The organism is Cedecea sp. Ae19-4 (assembly GCF_059801165.1).
The window spans coordinates 984,334-1,000,892 of record NZ_JBCHWG010000001.1; the positions used below are offsets into that span (position 1 = coordinate 984,334).

The 16,559-nt window shown below is 51.5% G+C and carries 21 protein-coding genes; 12 read left to right on the forward strand and 9 right to left on the reverse strand.

Features of this window, described 5'->3' with window-relative positions; genetic code table 11:
- Positions 1 to 16: 16 nt before the first annotated feature.
- Positions 17 to 1,642 carry an ABC-F family ATP-binding cassette domain-containing protein gene (locus AAIE02_RS04670; RefSeq protein WP_498532069.1) on the reverse strand — a complete coding sequence of 542 codons (1,626 nt, stop codon included), beginning with the start codon at positions 1,640 to 1,642 and terminating at the stop codon, positions 17 to 19.
- A 370-nt stretch (positions 1,643 to 2,012) separates the two neighbouring features.
- On the opposite strand from AAIE02_RS04670, the gene AAIE02_RS04675 reads away from it, so the two are divergent.
- Entirely contained in the window at positions 2,013 to 2,216 is a 204-nt protein-coding gene (locus AAIE02_RS04675; RefSeq protein WP_498532663.1) for a DUF6434 domain-containing protein, read from the forward strand.
- 78 nt (positions 2,217 to 2,294) lie between these two features.
- Here the strand turns inward: AAIE02_RS04675 and AAIE02_RS04680 are convergent, their stop codons facing one another.
- Positions 2,295 to 3,503: an MFS transporter gene (locus AAIE02_RS04680; protein WP_498532070.1), complete on the reverse strand. Its 1,209-nt coding sequence runs from the start codon at positions 3,501 to 3,503 to the stop codon at positions 2,295 to 2,297.
- A 102-nt stretch (positions 3,504 to 3,605) separates the two neighbouring features.
- On the opposite strand from AAIE02_RS04680, the gene AAIE02_RS04685 reads away from it, so the two are divergent.
- Positions 3,606 to 4,514, forward strand: coding sequence for a LysR family transcriptional regulator (locus AAIE02_RS04685; RefSeq protein WP_336707975.1), 909 nt, complete (start codon positions 3,606 to 3,608; stop codon positions 4,512 to 4,514).
- A gap of 150 nt (positions 4,515 to 4,664) precedes the next feature.
- On the opposite strand, the gene AAIE02_RS04690 is transcribed toward AAIE02_RS04685, so the two are convergent.
- Positions 4,665 to 5,549, reverse strand: a complete 885-nt coding sequence (locus tag AAIE02_RS04690; protein ID WP_498532071.1) for a GGDEF domain-containing protein — start codon at positions 5,547 to 5,549, stop codon at positions 4,665 to 4,667.
- A gap of 224 nt (positions 5,550 to 5,773) precedes the next feature.
- Positions 5,774 to 5,995, reverse strand: a complete 222-nt coding sequence (locus tag AAIE02_RS04695) for a DUF7661 family protein (protein WP_498532072.1) — start codon at positions 5,993 to 5,995, stop codon at positions 5,774 to 5,776.
- Positions 5,996 to 6,247: 252 nt separating this feature from the next.
- Between AAIE02_RS04695 and AAIE02_RS04700 the strand changes: the two genes are divergently transcribed.
- The 7 genes from AAIE02_RS04700 to AAIE02_RS04730 all read left to right on the forward strand — a co-directional run bounded on the left by AAIE02_RS04700 (position 6,248) and on the right by AAIE02_RS04730 (position 10,261).
- Positions 6,248 to 6,445, forward strand: a complete 198-nt coding sequence (locus AAIE02_RS04700) for a hypothetical protein (protein WP_008456727.1) — start codon at positions 6,248 to 6,250, stop codon at positions 6,443 to 6,445.
- A gap of 141 nt (positions 6,446 to 6,586) precedes the next feature.
- Positions 6,587 to 6,859 carry a hypothetical protein gene (locus AAIE02_RS04705; protein ID WP_008456726.1) on the forward strand — a complete coding sequence of 91 codons (273 nt, stop codon included), beginning with the start codon at positions 6,587 to 6,589 and terminating at the stop codon, positions 6,857 to 6,859.
- A gap of 293 nt (positions 6,860 to 7,152) precedes the next feature.
- Complete coding sequence (locus AAIE02_RS04710) at positions 7,153 to 7,584, forward strand: ASCH domain-containing protein (RefSeq protein ID WP_336707979.1); 432 nt, start codon at positions 7,153 to 7,155, stop codon at positions 7,582 to 7,584.
- 99 nt (positions 7,585 to 7,683) lie between these two features.
- Positions 7,684 to 7,899 (forward strand): fumarate hydratase FumD, encoded by a 216-nt coding sequence (gene fumD / locus AAIE02_RS04715; protein WP_008456724.1) that lies wholly within the window; start codon positions 7,684 to 7,686, stop codon positions 7,897 to 7,899.
- Positions 7,900 to 7,939: 40 nt separating this feature from the next.
- The gene (locus AAIE02_RS04720; protein WP_205246474.1) at positions 7,940 to 8,293 is read left to right on the forward strand and encodes a DUF1304 family protein; all 354 of its coding nucleotides are present in this window, start codon (positions 7,940 to 7,942) and stop codon (positions 8,291 to 8,293) included.
- A 338-nt stretch (positions 8,294 to 8,631) separates the two neighbouring features.
- Positions 8,632 to 8,790: a YqaE/Pmp3 family membrane protein gene (locus AAIE02_RS04725; RefSeq protein WP_008456722.1), complete on the forward strand. Its 159-nt coding sequence runs from the start codon at positions 8,632 to 8,634 to the stop codon at positions 8,788 to 8,790.
- Positions 8,791 to 9,151: 361 nt separating this feature from the next.
- Positions 9,152 to 10,261 carry an SDR family oxidoreductase gene (locus AAIE02_RS04730; RefSeq protein WP_498532073.1) on the forward strand — a complete coding sequence of 370 codons (1,110 nt, stop codon included), beginning with the start codon at positions 9,152 to 9,154 and terminating at the stop codon, positions 10,259 to 10,261.
- 80 nt (positions 10,262 to 10,341) lie between these two features.
- On the opposite strand, the gene AAIE02_RS04735 is transcribed toward AAIE02_RS04730, so the two are convergent.
- On the reverse strand, positions 10,342 to 11,190 hold the full coding sequence (locus AAIE02_RS04735; protein ID WP_008456719.1) for a Vmh family MBL fold metallo-hydrolase: 849 nt from the start codon (positions 11,188 to 11,190) through the stop codon (positions 10,342 to 10,344).
- Between the two features lie 132 nt (positions 11,191 to 11,322).
- Between AAIE02_RS04735 and AAIE02_RS04740 the strand changes: the two genes are divergently transcribed.
- On the forward strand, positions 11,323 to 12,201 hold the full coding sequence (locus AAIE02_RS04740; protein WP_008456717.1) for a LysR family transcriptional regulator: 879 nt from the start codon (positions 11,323 to 11,325) through the stop codon (positions 12,199 to 12,201).
- 93 nt (positions 12,202 to 12,294) lie between these two features.
- Positions 12,295 to 12,600, forward strand: a complete 306-nt coding sequence (locus AAIE02_RS04745; protein WP_061272831.1) for a hypothetical protein — start codon at positions 12,295 to 12,297, stop codon at positions 12,598 to 12,600.
- Here the strand turns inward: AAIE02_RS04745 and AAIE02_RS04750 are convergent.
- Both AAIE02_RS04750 and AAIE02_RS04755 read right to left on the reverse strand, forming a co-directional pair.
- Entirely contained in the window at positions 12,594 to 12,947 is a 354-nt protein-coding gene (locus AAIE02_RS04750) for a DUF488 domain-containing protein (RefSeq protein WP_336982489.1), read from the reverse strand. The two genes, AAIE02_RS04745 and AAIE02_RS04750, sit on opposite strands and share 7 nt — an antisense overlap.
- Positions 12,944 to 13,447 (reverse strand): 2-thiouracil desulfurase family protein, encoded by a 504-nt coding sequence (locus AAIE02_RS04755; protein ID WP_166993944.1) that lies wholly within the window; start codon positions 13,445 to 13,447, stop codon positions 12,944 to 12,946. Before AAIE02_RS04755 ends, AAIE02_RS04750 begins: the two co-directional genes overlap by 4 nt.
- Positions 13,448 to 13,609: 162 nt before the next feature.
- Here AAIE02_RS04755 and AAIE02_RS04760 point away from each other — a divergent pair, with 162 nt between their 5' ends.
- On the forward strand, positions 13,610 to 14,317 hold the full coding sequence (locus AAIE02_RS04760; RefSeq protein ID WP_008456709.1) for a CTP synthase C-terminal region-related (seleno)protein: 708 nt from the start codon (positions 13,610 to 13,612) through the stop codon (positions 14,315 to 14,317).
- A 233-nt stretch (positions 14,318 to 14,550) separates the two neighbouring features.
- On the opposite strand, the gene AAIE02_RS04765 is transcribed toward AAIE02_RS04760, so the two are convergent.
- On the reverse strand, positions 14,551 to 15,291 hold the full coding sequence (locus tag AAIE02_RS04765) for a class I SAM-dependent methyltransferase (protein WP_336707988.1): 741 nt from the start codon (positions 15,289 to 15,291) through the stop codon (positions 14,551 to 14,553).
- A gap of 22 nt (positions 15,292 to 15,313) precedes the next feature.
- On the reverse strand, positions 15,314 to 16,516 hold the full coding sequence (locus AAIE02_RS04770) for a CynX/NimT family MFS transporter (RefSeq protein ID WP_336707990.1): 1,203 nt from the start codon (positions 16,514 to 16,516) through the stop codon (positions 15,314 to 15,316).
- Between the last annotated feature and the right edge of the window lie 43 nt (positions 16,517 to 16,559).

The window sequence follows — 16,559 nt, forward strand, 5'->3', positions numbered from 1 at the left end:
AACATCAGCCATAAGATCATTCAACATGCTGATAGGGGGAGAATTCCCAACCCTTCTCCCCCGCAACCAGCCAGTGTGTTAGCTCAATCTGGCTGAGAAACACCTCATCGTGTGACACCACCATCAGGGTGCCATGATACTGATTAAGAAAAGATTCCAGCGTATGCAGGGATACAATATCCAGATGATTACTCGGTTCATCGAGCAATAAAAAGCTGGCGGGCGAGTCAGCATAAATTAGCATTGCCAGCGCAGCTTTAAGTTGTTCCCCGCCGCTAAGTTCGCCGCAGGGTAATGACACACGAGATGCATCCAGTCCAAGCTGGGCAAGTTGCATACGCAGTTGGGATTCCCCCACCTGAGAGTTCACCGCCAGAAGTTGCTCAAGTGCCGTTTTTTGCCGATCCAGAATGGACATCTGCTGGTCAAGATAAGCCGTTTTGGCCCAGACCTCACGATGACCAGACACCGGCGGCAACAGACACGCTAAGGTTTTTAATAATGTTGATTTACCGCACCCGTTGGAACCGACAACACCGATCCGTTGCCCGCCGTTAATGGTCAGCGTTATCTCGCGAAAAGAGGCAGGAACAAAAGGTAAAACGACCTCGTCAAGGGTGGCGACCTTCTGCGGTAATGCCCCGAATGTAGAGGTGATGTGCATGGCGATGTGCGTAGATACCTCAATTTGCTTTATGGCTTGCTGCACCTGCTGGCTGAGCAACGCCCGCACTTGGGTTTGCTGCTTTATCCGTTTTCCTGCTGAAGTCTCACTCCGGCCTTTTTGACGGCCCAGCAATATTTTTGCCTGATTCGCATTCTTACCCTGCCGGGTACCCCGGGATCCGCGTTTTTCAAGTCGTTCGCGTTGTTCACGCAGCGCCTGCTCTTCGCGCTTACGCTCGGTTTTGAGGCGCACCAGGTTTTGCGTGGCGGAGGCAGTCTCCTGCGCTTTCATTTGCTGGTAAAAATCATAGTTGCCGCCGTAGCTGCGTAAACCGAGCGACGATAGTTCGACCATTCGCTCCATCTGCTGCAGCAACGTCCGGTCATGACTGATGAGTAAAAGACCACGGGGCCATTGGTGCAACTGCCGCATCAGCGTCAGTCGGCTGGCGGCATCCAGATGGTTGGTAGGCTCATCAAGGATAAGAAAATCTGCCTCAGATAGCATCGCGCCGATCAGTGCTACCCGCATGGCTTCTCCGCCACTCAGCTGATTGACCGCTGAACCCGGCGAAAGGTAACCCAATCCCGCGGACTCTAACTGCGCCTGCAGCCGCTGGCGAAGGTCCCAATTATCACCCACAAGGTCAAAATCAGCCGGGTCGGTGCTGCCTGCTTCAATGCGATCCAGCGCGGCTAACTGGCTGTCGACTCCCGCAAGCATCGCCACGCTATGATAATGGTGCGGTGTCAGATGCTGCGCCAGATATCTGACACGACCTGAGCAACTACACTGGCCGGAAGTCGGCGCCACCTGGCCTGAAAGAATTTTAGCCAGCAGGCTTTTACCCACGCCATTTCTACCGACCAGAGCAGTATGTCGGTGGTCAAATTGTTCAGTGAGATCTGAGAAAAGGCGTTTGCCATCAGGCAATACAAATGAAACGCGATCGAGCGTAAGAATAGAATTCGTCATGCGATAATCCTGAAATTAATGCACCAAAACAGCCCCGAGGGAAACTGCATAAAGGCCGTCAAAGATGACGGTGGGCATTAATTGCGCATTGGACGAATACCTCTAAAGAGACGTGAAAGTGGGCCGATTATAAAATTGCCAATTTCTGTCTGTCAAATGACATCCAGCGACCAGACCACGGTATTAGATACAACGGGCAGGGAGCAATGTCGGTTTGTTAAACCTGACACCACAGATGGAGATGCCGTGGATGTTCATTATGTTGACGCCTCTTACGAGGCCCGGTGCATCTCTGGCGCAGCATTTAAGCGCCAATGTGCTAAGTTTAACGCCACTATCGGCTGCTTATTACAGGAGTAAATAAGTCAACATCGACTGGCACAGTGCGGTATTAACACACTCGACTGTAGTGGATAAAAACTACAAAAATACACAAAACGTTCGCCGTTTCATGATCGGTGAGTGTGGGCCGCATTTTCGGTTTGATCGTGAATTTATGGCATGGATACGAAATGGCATGCCCAAAAATTTGGGTGATGTCGTTGATGAGTGGAGGCGCAGACATTCATTCTAGAGAAGGAACGCCCGCGTTTCACATTGCGGAGTCCGTCTGGTTCACGCCCGTCCGCATCGCAAACAATCAGCCGCTAATCTAATCACTCATAAGGCGCTCAGCCTGAATCGTCCGTTTAGCCAGTTTCTTTTGCAGAATAATAACGAGAATTGGAAACCCTGATGCGGAAATGGCACATAGCACCAGCAACATATTAATATTCTGGGGCGCTATTTCATCAGTGGGTAAGAGAAAGGCTGACAGGAAAAATGCGGCAGTAGTCATCAGATACATGATTGATGTCTGCAGGGATGCGAATCCCGCCCGTTGCCCGTTATCTGGAAACTGAATGGTAAGCGCCGAGGATGAAACCAGGCGGCTGTATGATGCCCCGAGAAATAAAATAATAAATAACGCCGAATGCGGATAGCCCAGAGCGGGAATTAGCAAACTCAGTATAAAAATGAGGGTTGCGCCAGTAGCCAGACTCGAAGCAGAAAAACGAGAAGTTAATGCGCCAGTCATTTTGCTAGACAGGTACCCGGCAATGCCTCCGGCGAAGAACAGCCAGGACAACTGCTCCAGTGAAGCACCCAACAGCCGGGTCATTAATGGCACCAGAACCGGGATGACCAGCATCGGGCTAAACTGCACCAGCGCATTACCCGAAGCGAACAGGAGAGTATTTCTATCGAGAGGGAGAGCGGGGGGCGTGTCGCAGCAGACCTGATCCCGAGGGATAAAGGAGACAATAAGTGGCAAGGCTAATAAACACAGGGTACTGATTAACCACAAAGCGGGATGCCAGCCATAATGAGTACACAGAAATAATATCGTGGGCATGCCTGCAATGCTTACTACCGAATATGAAGCAATCACCGTTGCCAGCATTTTTCCGCGCAAGTTAGCCGGGGCGTGATTGATCAATATGCTAATCCCCACTCCCATTGTCGTCCCTCCCACCTGGCCCGCACAGAATCGCAATGCCAGCAGAAGGTTAAAACTGGCGGTGAACGTAGTCAAAAACGTCAGCAGGCCCAGCAGCGCCATATTGGCGATTAAAAAACGTTTCTTGTTGAAACGGCCGATCCAGTAAAAGGCAATAATGCCCGACAGGACGGCCCCGAACGTATACATCCCGGAAACATAGCCGGAGAATGAGACGGGAACAGAGAAATCAGCAGCCATAAAAGCAAAAACAGGGTTGAACATCATGTATTCCAGCGCGTTAGTGAACTGGATAAAAGCCATGATAAGCGCTATCCGCATAAGGGATTTATCGTTAAATGTCTGTGTAACCGGTGGCATAGCAGGCACCTGTGAGTGAAAAATGCCTGAGTTTAACGGCTATCAATACTGGTGATTAGGTGGTAAAAATGGCACTTATTATTATCATTTATGGGATAGTTGATGCGTCCGGCGCTTGATTTTAATACCCTGAAAGTGTTCATTGCCGTGGTTGAAAAAGAAAGTTTTGTTGGGGCATCAAAAGTGCTTGAGATGCCGACATCCAACGTGAGCCGCTGTATCTCTCAGTTAGAAGACAAACTGAATATGCAGCTCATTGAGCGCAGCACCCGGCATATGAAACTCACTCAGGCGGGACATTTGCTTTATACCCGAGCGAAGCCCTTAGTGGAGGCGCTCGAGCAAACTGAGACAGAATTAACTTTGCGGCAAGTGCAACTCAAAGGCCCATTGCGCCTGTGTATTCCTAATGAACTGGGGCCTGCATTGCTCGGGTCTGTTATTGCCGATTTCGCCTGCCGACACCCGGACCTGGAAATCAGCTGTGTCACAAATTTGTCCGGGTTGGAATCCCTGCGCGACGATCTGGATTTAGCTATCATTGTTAGCCGCGGCAAGTTGGATGACAGTGACTACATTGCCCGCCACCTGTTGACTATCCCTTGTACGGTTGTTGCAGCCCCGGCCCTCATTCAGCGCTATGGTACGCCCGAACGCATACAGCAATTTGAAGAATTACCCTGTATTACAACGGTCAGTGCGCTGAAAGGCGCGCCCTGGCAGTTCGTCAATAAAAAGGGAGGATTCGAGACTATCAAGGTGAAAGGTTATTATCGGGTCAACAGCGGAGAGATGGCAGGGCGAGCGGCGGTAGCAGGTGTCGGGTTTGCCATTCTGGCGAAGCAAGCCTGCCAGCCATGGATTGACGACGGCCGGTTAATCGAAATTGAGTTCGAACACTCGGCAGCTCCATTACAGCTGTTCGCCCTTTATTCCGATCGGCGCTATTTGCCCGGTAAAATAAGAGCGCTGATTGATTTTATGCATCAGGAATTAAATCATATAAGTTAAGCTTGAAAAGCCGCAGGAATCAATGAGCCTCTAAACACATAATCTCTCTTTCTCGTTCATAGCTGCAGCGTATTCTCAATACTGTTGTCGGATCGACTATTTGATAACGTTTTCATGGTTTGCCAGAAAATTTCTGCGACTTGTGGCTCATTATGCATAAACTATACGATCTCTGCCGCTTCTCTTGGCCCTATATAATGCTTTATCCGCTGCGGCCAGAGCATACGATGAAGAGCTGTTCATCTGTTTAACGGCAGCACCAATGCTGAGAGTTATAGTCTCTCCGTTACCATCTTTGCATGAAACTGAGTCTTTTATTTCATTGACAACGGCTTCAGCAGCCATGTTATTAAAAATAATTACAGCAAATTCCTCGCCGCCTGATCGTGAGATGAATATATCCTTTGAGAGGAAGTGACTCAGCTGTAAGCCGATATTTTTAAGCGTTATGTCGCCAAAATCATGCCCGTAAGAATCATTTATTTTTTTGAAGTGATCAATGTCGATAATACACAGTGTGCCATATTTAGCATCAAGCTCCCTTAGCTTCATATTAAGATGTCTTCTATTGGGTAATCCTGTAAGTTCGTCAGTTAATGAAAGATCTATCGCAGCTTTATAATTATTATTAATATACTTAATAAATCTCTTGAAGGAAAGAACAATAATAAACATGGCTGGTGCATAAAGCACTGCTGCTATTAAAGAGGTCGTATCGCGATCTAAAATTTCCACTCCACCAGTCAGCGAGGCTAAGCTTGAGTTTAAAAGAAGGAATAACGCAATTCTGAACGACGCTATGTATTTTTCTTCTGATTTAATATGAAAGGATTTTCTGATAAACCATGTTAGCAGGGAAATGGTGCAAGCATTGATAAAGAAATAAAAGTTAAGTCTGCTGACGCTACCCATTGTCAATGTTAAAATCAGGATTATTGCTGTCGCACCGCAGACATAAGCGGTAATCATTCTGTAAAGCAGTCCTTGAGCTGACTCTGCCTCCTCAATAAGTTTGTCATGTATTTTAAAATTCATTTGAAGACCTTAACCGCATGCATAACTCGGAGTGTTATTTAATCACATTACCAGTAGGTTGTTAATCATCTTTGGCAAAGACAAATAGTTAGAAATATTGCTGTTTAGCCGAAGTTTAAGGATTATGTTATTTTTCTGTTATGTTGGGCTGGAAACAAGCGAGTGTTTATATAATTTTTTCTTCGGCTTGTGTTCCGGCTAAATGTATCCTTCCTGGACCAATTTCAGCTATCTGTACGCCGCACATCCGGATGCTTTTCACTCGCCGCTTCATGGTAAATATCTCCGAGCCAGCCGGGGAGTTCTTCTTCCTTTAGCCATCCCGGGATAACCACATCATAAATCCGGGAATATTTACCCTCGTTAGGATCAACGCGATAAAGCAGCCATTGTTCACTGACTTTCTTTACGCCCAAACGCCTACCAAAGACATCAAAGTGCAGCATACTTTCCCCTGGCGTACCCCTATATTTATTAATGATAATCGCTACCGGGCCTGTTGAACAGGCCAGTATTTAGGGGGCATTTTTCCTCTTGTAAAATTCAGACATAAAAAATCCGCGAAATGTTACAGAGTTGTATCAATGAGTTATTTGCCGACGTCGCAAAAGGGCGGGGGATTAGGAAAAGATCCCAGTTTTGTCTGAGTTCTCTTGTGCTAGTTTAGAAAGACAGGGAATTTCATTTATGGAGTGAGTATGGACAAGGACAAGCACGTCTCCGAGGAGCTTCATCCTGAAACGTTGCAGGTGATCGGGGCGGCTGTCGTGCAACTGCTGGCGCGTAAAGAGGCGCTATCGCGGGAGTCGATAGCCGACATGATACATAAGCTGTATGCCAGTGGCCTGGATGACGTAGCGGTGCAGAGGGCGGTTGATGTCCTGATCCTGGGGTAAACGTGTGTTCAGGGCCCTCTATTAGTACGCTATTTTTATACTGCTTTGGCTAATAATCTTCAGTTTTAAACTGATTGTCTTCAAGTGACATGAAGATGTTAAAATTGCAGTTGATTATCATTATCATAAAAGGGATTGTTTATGAATAAGACGCTTATCATCTGCGCTATGTTGTTAACCGCCCACGCCTATGCCGCGAACAAGCCTGCTTCGGAACTCGTCTGGACAGAGGCGGAACAAGACCCGGGCTGCTACGGGAATGTGTGTGTGAGTAACGAAGAAAAGAAACCTCAAAATATGTACGGCAAGCTTGATAAAGGTGACCAAAAGCTGCTGTCCGATCCTTATTCTAAATACGATCGCGATAACAGCAACAGTACCGCCCGGGCTGGCGTGACGTTTAAATGGGATTAAACTCGCTGCTAATTTAAAAAGTGAGAGCCAGATGGCTCTCACCGTTGAGTCACTTACCGACAATGCGCTGAAAAAAAGATACTGTGTGAACCCATCTTTATCATCAAACAGAAATATCTCCTGTTTTCCGTCACAGCTCTGGTAAATTACCCCGTCCACACCCGTTTTTCGATGATGCCGTGACGGGCCATTCCTTCAAATATATTGTTTAAAATGTAGCTAACACTGGGTTGATGATCCATTCTGATGGCTTCGCCTGTATTTCAATCCCAAAAGGAGAGGGAGAATACTTCATGTCTACGCGACTGACTGAATACCAGAAAAAATATCCCAATGCGCAGGTATGGGCATTTGGCGATTCGCCTGAGCTGGCCGACGAGCTGGTGGATTTAGTTTTGAAGGGCCGCAAAACAGCGACATGTTCTGCGGCATCTGCCTATGAGAATGGGGAAGAGGCTCCCGTACCCGGCGGATATAGCATTATTCTTAACGGTAGCGGTGACCCGGTTTGTGTTATCCAGACGCTGTCTTTAACGACTCTTAAATTTTCACAGGTCAGTGCAGAGCAGGCCCGTAAGGAGGGGGAAGGGGACTTAAGCCTCTCGTACTGGCGGCGAGAACATCAGATATTTTTTGAAAGAAATGGCGAATTTTCTGAAGAGATGCCCTTAATTTTTGAAGAGTTTATGCTGGTGGAACGCATCCCACAGGAAGAGAGCCCGTAACGTGAACTGTTCCAAAAAGCGTGAAAATTGTTTTGCTATTTTTAGTCGTCGATGGCGTTAAATGCTACTGTAAGATCAAACAGATAAGCCGGAGGCGAGATGGATAAAAAAGCTAAAGATGAAGCGCTGTACCAGGAGATGTGCCGCGTGGTGGGTAAGGTGGTGCTGGAGATGCGCGATCTTGGGCAGGAACCTAAACATATCGTGATTGCCGGGGTGGTCAGAACCATGCTGGCTAACCATAAAATCAAACGTTCCCCGCTGACCAGCGAAGCGATGGAACACGTGATCGAGGCGCTGGGCTATGAAGTGTAGCCGGTGCCTGGCGACAAAATAACCCTTTCAGGAATTGCCTATGATTGCCAATATTCTTATCGGCCTGGTGGCCGTGATTCACCTTTATATTCTGGTGCTGGAAATGGTGCTTTGGGATAAACCGGCGGGGCGAAAGGCTTTTGGGTTGTCTTCTGAGTTTGCTCAACAGTCGAAAACTCTGGCGGCCAATCAGGGGTTGTACAACGGTTTTTTAGCAGCGGGATTGCTTTATGGACTCCTGGCGGCGAGTAGCGGCTATGAATTTAAACTGTTTTTCCTTATTTGCGTTCTGATTGCTGGTTTATTTGGTGGTTTAACAGCCAGTAAAAAAATACTTTACGTGCAGGCAGCGCCTGCGGCATTGGCATTGATTGCATTATTCGCAGGAATATAATCGAAAAAACCCGGCAAACGCCGGGTCACCATAAGGCTATCATCATTAATATAATTGGTGATCGACCGGATCGTTTTTTGAGTGGTTCCGGCCCCTCCAGTGGAGGAGAAATATAGGCATATTTCGATAGCGGAATGAGGGTTCATCGAGCTACCGAAGGCAAGAAATTATCCTGAGTTGTTATGGTTGGCAAGTGCCGCATGATATTTTTTTCAACATTGAGTTATGAAACTAAATTTTCCAGAATTATCACTCTGAACAAACCTCTGAGATTCGTCTACGCTTTAAGGGCAAGGTGTTTTTTTAGTATGGACTAATCTAATTTATCAGGAGTTTATATGGGGTTTTGGCGCGTTGTTTTCACAATTATCCTGCCACCGTTGGGTGTGCTTATCGGCAAAGGTTTTGGCTGGGCCTTCATCCTCAATATCATCCTCACCCTGCTGGGCTACTTCCCCGGCCTGATTCACGCGTTCTGGGTTCAGACCCGGGATTGACCTGTTGGGCCATTGCTGCGACGCCTGCGCCCGAGAAAAAATGACTGCTTTGGCAACTCACCTCCAGCCCACTGTTGTGGGCTTTTTATTTCCTGTAAATTAAAAAGAGTTCCTGATTACCCAGAAATAACGGTTCTGTTTATCGTTTATTAAGGTTTTCTTAATATTACCGACATCAATAAATAGTCAAAATAATTGCGCCTGAAATTAATTTTTTATTTTTATTTTTCTTTTAAAACAAGGACGTACAAACCGTTACACGAAAGTACTGGGCATTATGTAAAGGTAATCCGCTTTATTGAGGAAACGTTTATTTTTGCCATTTTACTATGCTCGTGTTTTCACTCCTGAGGTTATAATAATGAGTCAACTTTTGATTACCGGTGCGACAGGTTTCCTGGGCGGCGCGGTTTTAGCCCGATCCCTCTCTGAATCTTCTTTCAATACCATATTACTATTGGTACGAGCGAACTCTCCTCAGGAGGGCGTGGCCAGAATCAGAAATAACCTTGCTAATTTTGGCTGTACTGAAGCACAGCTGGCACAAATTAACCCGGAAAATATATTGCTGGGTGACTTAGCCGAGCCTGAACATTTTCTGGATGATGAAAGACTGTCCAGCGTCACGCACGTTATTAACTGCGCCGCGGTGGCGTCGTTTGGCGAGAATGCGCTGATCTGGAAAGTTAACGTGGAAGGCACGCTGCAGTTTGCTCGCCGCATGTCCCAGGTGAAGGGCCTGCAGCGTTTCCTGCACGTCGGCACCGCAATGTCCTGTGTACCGGATGCGGGCACGCTGGTCACGGAAAGCATGTCGAGCAAGCCGGAAGAAGAGCACCTGGTGCAGTACACCTGGTCTAAGTCCACCATCGAACGCATGATGTCCGAGCAGTTCCCGCAGCTGCCGCTGGTTATCGCTCGTCCATCCATCGTGGTGGGCCACAGCGAGCAGGGCTGCCGCCCGTCCAGCAGCATCTTCTGGGTCTTCCGCATGGTGCTGATGCTCGGGAAATTTATGTGCTCCCTGGATGACAAAATCGACGTTATTCCGGTGGACTATTGCGCAGAAGCGCTGCTGCTGCTGGCGAAGAGCGACTCGCTGAAAGAAAAGATCTACCACATCTCCGCCGGGGACGTGAGCAGCATCCGCTTTGCTGACATCGATGAAGCGATGTCCAGCGCGCTGAACCAGACGCCGATCTTCTCCAATTACGAGCAGGTGGATTACAGCGAGCTGGTGAAAAGCCGCAGAAGCTTCAAATCCATTTACGGGCCGTGCAATGAGCGCTTGATGCTGCGAGCGATGCGTCTGTACGGGGAGTTCTCTATGCTGAACGTGCGTTTCTCTAACGAGAAGCTGCTGGATTTAGGCATGTCTCCGCCGCCGCGCTTTGTGGATTACATCAGCCGTTGCGTGGAAACCACCCGGGATTATTCTATTCCCGAGCTGATGAAGGTCGACTTCAAATAATAAAAAGGGAGCGCAGGCTCCCTTTTTAGTTTGCTGATCGTAGTAAAGGGAGCTTTTGCTCCCTTTTTACGTTTAGCGAATCACCACTTCATTTCGCCGGTATTCACTTTGGCGCTCATCTCCAGCGAGCTTTCATCGGCCAGGCCCGGATATTTTTGCTTCATTTCCGCAATGACCGGGGCGCTTTTGCCTTTCTTCAGCGCCAGCTCAAAGTCGGCTAAATAGTCGCCGGTAAAGACCACCGGGGCCGCGCCTGGTTTGACTTCACCAATGTAGTGGCCCGGGATCACGCGTTTTGGCTTCAGGGCCGCCATTTCATCCAGCACATCGCGCCATTCCTGACGGGCAGCTTTTGTCTGGGAATCGGCGGTCCAGACGTGAATACCGGAGCTGACACCTACGCCGCCAAGAATCGTTTTGTTGGCCGGGATCCACAGATATGCAGCGTGAGAAGCGGGCTGGCGCAGCTCAATTTTTTCACCGTCGACGGTGAAGGTTGTCTCGTGCGTCACCTGCGGCACGAAGACTTCTTTTGGCGCGCCATCTTTCAGGATTGGGCCCCAGTATTTGAGCTTCTCTGCTTTGGTTTGGTTGATATGGTCGACGACCAGCGGCGTGGCTTCAATTTTTACCTGCGGGTACGCTTTAACAATGGGCTCCAGGCCAAAGTAATAATCCGGGTCACCGGCGGTGATAAGCACGCGGGTCAGCTTTTTGCCGCTGTGTTGAATCATTTTCACCAGCGCCTCGCCGTCTTTAACGCTGAACTGGGCATCGACCAACGTGGCTTCCGTTGGGCCGCTGATCAGCGTAGAGGTGACCGGGAAGACGCCTTTGTCCTGCGGGTTGTAGACGTCCAGCGTCAGCGGGGCGGCAAAGCTTGCCGTGGAGAACAAAAGGGTGGCCGCGGCCAGGGTCTGTGTCTTCATCTTTTTCTATCCTGATTAACTGAATCAATGGGCCCGTTTGGGAATGAGAAACAGTGTAAATTGCATTTTGTGAATCGTAATGGCCTTATTCAGGTAAGATAAGTTTCATAAATCGAACAGATGGGCGAAAGAATGGACAGAATCATTGCTGCAAAAGTCTATACCCGCATTTGTGAACTGGGCAGCCTGAGCGCCGCGGCGCGGGCGTTAAATATGTCCCGGCCGATGGTGAGCCGCTATCTGGAGCAAATGGAGCACTGGGCGGGAGAGCGGCTGTTGCATCGCTCCTCCCGCAAACTGACGCTAACGCCGACCGGTGAGCGGGTGCTGCAGCAAACCCGAGCGCTCAACGAGGTAGCGGAAAGTATTGCGGCGCAGAAGCAGCAGGATTTGCCTTCGGGGACTCTGCGGGTGGCCTGTTCCCAGTTTGGCGCCCGGTATTACATTGTGCCTTTCTTGTCTGACTTCCTGCGCGACTACCCGGACGTGAGGGTGGAGCTGCACGTCAGCAGCCAGGCGGTGAATATGATTGAGGAGCGTATCGATCTGGCTATTCGCATCACCAACGATCTCGATCCCAATATTATCGCCCGCCGCCTGGGGGAATGTGACTCCCGGCTTTATGCCTCGCCGTCCTACATTGAGCAAAGGGGGATGCCGCGCACGCCGGGCGATCTCGCGCACCACAATTGCCTGCAATATAGCTATTTCCTGCGCAACATCTGGCAAATGGTGGATGAAAACGGTGAGCCGCTGAACGTGGAGGTAAGCGGCAACTTCAGTGCCAATGACTCCGTGGTGCTGATGGACGCGGTCGCGGACGGCGTGGGGATTGCGATGCTGCCGGTTCAGGATGCTAAGCCGCGGTTCGAGAGCGGGGAGCTGGTCAAAGTGCTTGAAGCTTATCCGCCGCGATCGATGGGGATCTACGGTATCTATCGGAGCCGAAGCTACCTGCCCGCCGCGTTGAGGCTGTTCCTGGCGGCGCTGTCGGACAGGCTCGCAAAATAATTTAAGAAAAACCTTAGTTACGGGTGGCCATGCCGTTTACTTTTTGCGCCAGGAATGTTCTGATCTCGCGGCGAAAAAGTGAGGGGAGCAGCAATGTTTCAATTAAAACCGGGCAGCCTGGCGATGATCATCGGCGCTCGTACTGCCGCTGGGCGGGTGAATATTGGTAAAGCGGTAGAACTGTTCGGGCTGTGTCAGCCGGGGGAGCGCTTTGTTAATCCGGTGACAGGCGTGGTAACACAGCTTCCGCCGGAGGCAAACTATCCGCTTTGGCTGGTGACCGGCGAGGTTATCGCCTTTGATGGTCGCCAGGGCTATGCCTTCGTGCGTGCCGAGCATTTAATGCCGCTGGACAAAGATTTTTCCCTACAGGAAGACGAGCTCCACCTCAGCTATTGATCCCCGCAGTGACGTAAAAAGTCGGCCAGCACCAGCGCATGGTTCTGGTCGGTATTTTTTGCGCCATACAGCAATGTCAGCGTGCCGTGTTCGCCGCGTCGGGCAAGCGCTTGGGCTGCGTCCTGATGTTGCCTAAGCTCTTGCCTGTAGAGCTTGCTGAAGGCGGCAAAGTCGATAGTTTCGCTGTGAAAGGCTTGGCGTAGCTCGTTCGAGGGCGCCAGTTCTTTCGGCCATTCATCGTAGTGCAGGTCGCTTTTTTTCATTCCTCTTGGCCACAGTCTGTCCACCAGCACGCGGTAGCCATCATCTTCAGCCGGGTCTTCATAGACGCGTTTACAGCGGATCATGCTCTCTCCTTATCGACGGCCTCAAGCCTGCTCAGCAAGAGTGGGACCTGATGGTCCGCAAAGACTTCGATGCCGTGCTGGCGCAACAGTGCTGCCGCGACGCCCTGACCCGGGATTGTTTTGCCTGCAAAGTGGCCATCGTAAATCTTCTGACTGCCGCAGGTCGGGCTGCCGTCAGTAAGAATAGCAAACAGGCAGTTATTCTCCCGGGCGGTTTGAAGCGCGAGCCAGGCGGCAAGAAGATAAGGTTCGGTGACGTCTGCGCCGTCGCTTTCCAGAATGGCGGCATGTCCGAGTAAAGCGGCTTCACCGCTGCCTCCACTAAGCTCTGCGGGGAGGCGAGGTGTTGGCAGCCCGGCGGCGAGTTCAGGACAGTGGATAACCAGGCGGCCTTCGGCCTGCAGTCGGGCGAGGGCTGCGCCAGTTTGTGATTTTTCGCGACCATCATAGCGGACCTGAAACCCCATCAGACAGGCGCTAACCAGTATTTTTGCTTTCATTTTTTTCTTCGATGAAGTGAACCCGACACGTTACTACATTGTTTGTCCGGGTGGAAAGCGGTGAAAGACTGCCAATTTTTGCGGTTGCCAGCGCAAAGCAAAACGCCTACTCTATCATTCCTTATGTTGTTCTCTTCCCTCAAACATAAGGCCAACCAAAGCATGTCAGACACACAGTTGAAATCCACTTTACGTATTGCGCTTGTCGGCGATTATAACCCGGCGGTGATTGCACACCAGGCCATTCCTCAGGCGTTAGATAATGCGGCCGCCGCGCTTGGCGTCAGCGCGGATTATGACTGGGTCTCCTCGCTGGAAGTGACCAGCCCTGAAGATCTGGTGGGCTATGACGCCATCTGGTGCGTACCTTCCAGCCCTTATCTGAATGAAGATGCCGCTTACCTTGCCGTTCGCTTTGCGCGAGAAAACGGCGTGCCTTTCCTCGGTACCTGCGCCGGGTTCCAGTATGCGGTGGTGGAGTATGCGCGTAACGTGCTCGGCTGGGAAGATGCAGGCCATGCGGAAACCGCGAGCGAAGGGCGACTGGTGATTGGCCGCCTGAGCTGCTCGCTGGTGGAGGTTTCAGACAGCATCTCGCTGCTGGCAGACTCCATCGCCGGGCGAGCCTATGGCAAGACGGAAATTGAAGAGGGCTACCACTGCAACTACGGCATTGCGGAGCTGTTTGCCACCGCCCTTGCCGGTGAACCCCTGAAGCCGACCGGCTGGGATAAGCAAGGTGAGATTCGTGCGGTTGAACTTCAGGGGCATCCGTTCTTTGTGGCAACGCTGTTCCAGCACGAACGTAATGCGCTGAAAGGCAGACCATCCCCTTTGGTTGAGGCGTTCCTGGCCGCCGCTGAGAGATAAATTCGGGGTTTAGGGGTGCGGGTAACAGCCCTCACCCCGACCCTCTCCCAAAGGGAGAGGGAGAAAACATATGTCGGGGAAAGTGCTCCCAGGTAGCTTTATCTATTCCCTCTCCCTTTCAGGGAGAGGGTTAGGGTGAGGGTAAGAAAACAGAAGCGACATGCGGTTGAAGTCACCGTCGGATATAAAGCGATGCCCTGGCTCCTGCTTAAATCGCATCATAGACCTTATCTTTACCGAGGCTTAGTCGCCCGAAGAATCAAAAAGGCCGGACGGCGCATCTCTTTTGCCAGACGTGGATGCTGTGTCAGGGTTTCTGCCGTCGGTTTGGTTTCCAGCATTCGGGTGAGGGCGAAGCCGCTGTCGAGCAGGGTATTGACATAGGTTTCCGTGGTGCGGTGGTACTTTTGCACATCCTCCACGAACCAGCTGGTGTGGCGTAAGCCTTGCTGGTGATAGTGGTTCACCGGCCAGATAACCTCTTCTTTATAGGGTTGCCAGCCTACCGGGAAGGCGGTGCACATTGGGTGTTCCACGGAGAAGATAAACTGCCCGCCGGGTTTTAACGCAGCAAAGATAGCGTTGCTCAGGCGGGCGAAATCTTCGAGGTAGTGCAGCGCCAGCGACGAAATCGCCAGGTCCCAGGTTTCACCCTCCGGCGAGAATTGCTCCAGCGGTAAATTGTGGTAGCTGATGTTTCTGTCCTGGGTCGCGGCTCGCGCCTGGGCGAGCATCTTTTCCGAGATATCAAAACCCGTCACGCTTGCCGCCCCGTGGGCGCGGGCGAAGCGGGCAAAGTCGCCAAAGCCGCAGCCCAGGTCGAGGATCTTCAGGCCATCCAGCGCGGGCAGCAGGGAGTAAAGCTCGGGGATCTCCAGCAGCCCGTTAAGGCCAGAGTCCTGCTCCCGTAACTGACGGTAATTTTCAAAAAATACCGGGTCGTCGAAAATGTTCTGCGGTGCCGATGATGCCATTCGATCCTCCTTGGGGGTCTGTTCAGGCCACGGCTTTCTCCGCCGCGCCAATCTCTTTCTGGCGTCCAGCATAAGCCCCAAAGACGCCCATGACGACCGAAAGTAGCGCGCAACCTAATAAAGGGATCGCCCAGCTGCCGGTAATGTCATGAATCTTCCCCATCACCGGCGGGCCGAAGGCGGCCAGAAGATAGCCTACGCACTGAGCCATGCCGGACAGCGCCGCCGCCTGATGTGCGGAACCGGTGCGCATCCCAATGAAAGAGAGCCCCAGAATCATCGCCGCGCCGGAGCCAAAGCCGCCGAGCGACACCCAGAAGATGGAGAAGGCCGGCAGCAGCCACAGGCCGAGCGTCGCCAGACACCACAGCAGCGCCATCAGAGCGGCAATTCCGCGCTGGTCTTTCAGGCGGCTCAGGATCAGGCCGACAAACAATCCCGGAATGGCGGTGGCGAGCTGCAAAATACCGTGTATCGACCCGGCCTCGGCTTCGTTGTAGCCGTGGCTGATCAGAATGGAAGGCAGCCAGCCGATAATCACGTAATAGACCAGCGAGTTAATCCCCAGATACAGGGTGACCTGCCAGGCCAGCGGCGAAGACCAGATGCCGCGGCTGTGCAGCGCCGGGTTGCCGGACAGATTCATTACCGTGCTGCTGCCAAGCTGCGGCAGCCAGACAATCAGCGCCAGCAGCGGGAAGATCATCAGCGACAGCATGGCGCCGGACCAGCCGAAGCCGTGCAGGGCAATCGGCACCACCATCACCGAGCCCAGCGCGGCGGCCACGCCCATCGTGAGCGAGTAAGCACCGGTGAGTTTGGCGACCTGGCCGGGGAAGTCGCGCTTAAGCAGGCTGGGCAGCAGCACGTTGCCCATGGCGATCCCGCAGCCGATGATAGCCGTGCCGATATACAGCAGCGCGGCGTGGCCGGCGGAGCGCAAAGCAATCCCGGCGCAAATGATCAGCAACGCACCAAACAGGCTGCGCTCGGTACCAAAGCGGCGGGCGATCCCGGCGGCAAGCGGGGAAACAACCGCAAAGGCCAGCAGGGGCAGGGTGGTTAAAATCCCGATCTGCGCGGTGGACAGCGCAAGTGCATCGCGCACCATATCCAGCAGCGGTGCCGCGCCGGTAAAGGTGACGCGCAGGGTGGTGGCAATCATCAGAATGCCGAGCAGAAGCAGAGCGCGGCTCTTTTTGCTCGCTGAAGTCGTGGAAGTCATGTGTCTGAGTCCTGAAAAACGGTAAAACAAAGATACACGCTTC

Excerpts from the sequence above, each read along its gene's own strand:
- AAIE02_RS04750 (WP_336982489.1), bottom strand. The coding sequence starts at position 12,947 with ATGATCCGCTGTAAACGCGTCTATGAAGACCCGGCTGAAGATGATGGC.
- fumD (WP_008456724.1), top strand. The coding sequence starts at position 7,684 with ATGGATAAAAAAGCTAAAGATGAAGCGCTGTACCAGGAGATGTGCCGC.
- AAIE02_RS04680 (WP_498532070.1), bottom strand. The coding sequence starts at position 3,503 with ATGCCACCGGTTACACAGACATTTAACGATAAATCCCTTATGCGGATA.
- AAIE02_RS04735 (WP_008456719.1), bottom strand. The coding sequence starts at position 11,190 with ATGAAGACACAGACCCTGGCCGCGGCCACCCTTTTGTTCTCCACGGCA.
- AAIE02_RS04760 (WP_008456709.1), top strand. The coding sequence starts at position 13,610 with ATGTCAGACACACAGTTGAAATCCACTTTACGTATTGCGCTTGTCGGC.
- AAIE02_RS04695 (WP_498532072.1), bottom strand. The coding sequence starts at position 5,995 with ATGCTGCACTTTGATGTCTTTGGTAGGCGTTTGGGCGTAAAGAAAGTC.
- AAIE02_RS04740 (WP_008456717.1), top strand. The coding sequence starts at position 11,323 with ATGGACAGAATCATTGCTGCAAAAGTCTATACCCGCATTTGTGAACTG.
- AAIE02_RS04725 (WP_008456722.1), top strand. The coding sequence starts at position 8,632 with ATGGGGTTTTGGCGCGTTGTTTTCACAATTATCCTGCCACCGTTGGGT.
- AAIE02_RS04670 (WP_498532069.1), bottom strand. The coding sequence starts at position 1,642 with ATGACGAATTCTATTCTTACGCTCGATCGCGTTTCATTTGTATTGCCT.
- AAIE02_RS04685 (WP_336707975.1), top strand. The coding sequence starts at position 3,606 with ATGCGTCCGGCGCTTGATTTTAATACCCTGAAAGTGTTCATTGCCGTG.
- AAIE02_RS04700 (WP_008456727.1), top strand. The coding sequence starts at position 6,248 with ATGGACAAGGACAAGCACGTCTCCGAGGAGCTTCATCCTGAAACGTTG.
- AAIE02_RS04710 (WP_336707979.1), top strand. The coding sequence starts at position 7,153 with ATGTCTACGCGACTGACTGAATACCAGAAAAAATATCCCAATGCGCAG.
- AAIE02_RS04755 (WP_166993944.1), bottom strand. The coding sequence starts at position 13,447 with ATGAAAGCAAAAATACTGGTTAGCGCCTGTCTGATGGGGTTTCAGGTC.
- AAIE02_RS04705 (WP_008456726.1), top strand. The coding sequence starts at position 6,587 with ATGAATAAGACGCTTATCATCTGCGCTATGTTGTTAACCGCCCACGCC.
- AAIE02_RS04770 (WP_336707990.1), bottom strand. The coding sequence starts at position 16,516 with ATGACTTCCACGACTTCAGCGAGCAAAAAGAGCCGCGCTCTGCTTCTG.
- AAIE02_RS04745 (WP_061272831.1), top strand. The coding sequence starts at position 12,295 with ATGTTTCAATTAAAACCGGGCAGCCTGGCGATGATCATCGGCGCTCGT.
- AAIE02_RS04730 (WP_498532073.1), top strand. The coding sequence starts at position 9,152 with ATGAGTCAACTTTTGATTACCGGTGCGACAGGTTTCCTGGGCGGCGCG.
- AAIE02_RS04720 (WP_205246474.1), top strand. The coding sequence starts at position 7,940 with ATGATTGCCAATATTCTTATCGGCCTGGTGGCCGTGATTCACCTTTAT.
- AAIE02_RS04765 (WP_336707988.1), bottom strand. The coding sequence starts at position 15,291 with ATGGCATCATCGGCACCGCAGAACATTTTCGACGACCCGGTATTTTTT.
- AAIE02_RS04690 (WP_498532071.1), bottom strand. The coding sequence starts at position 5,549 with ATGAATTTTAAAATACATGACAAACTTATTGAGGAGGCAGAGTCAGCT.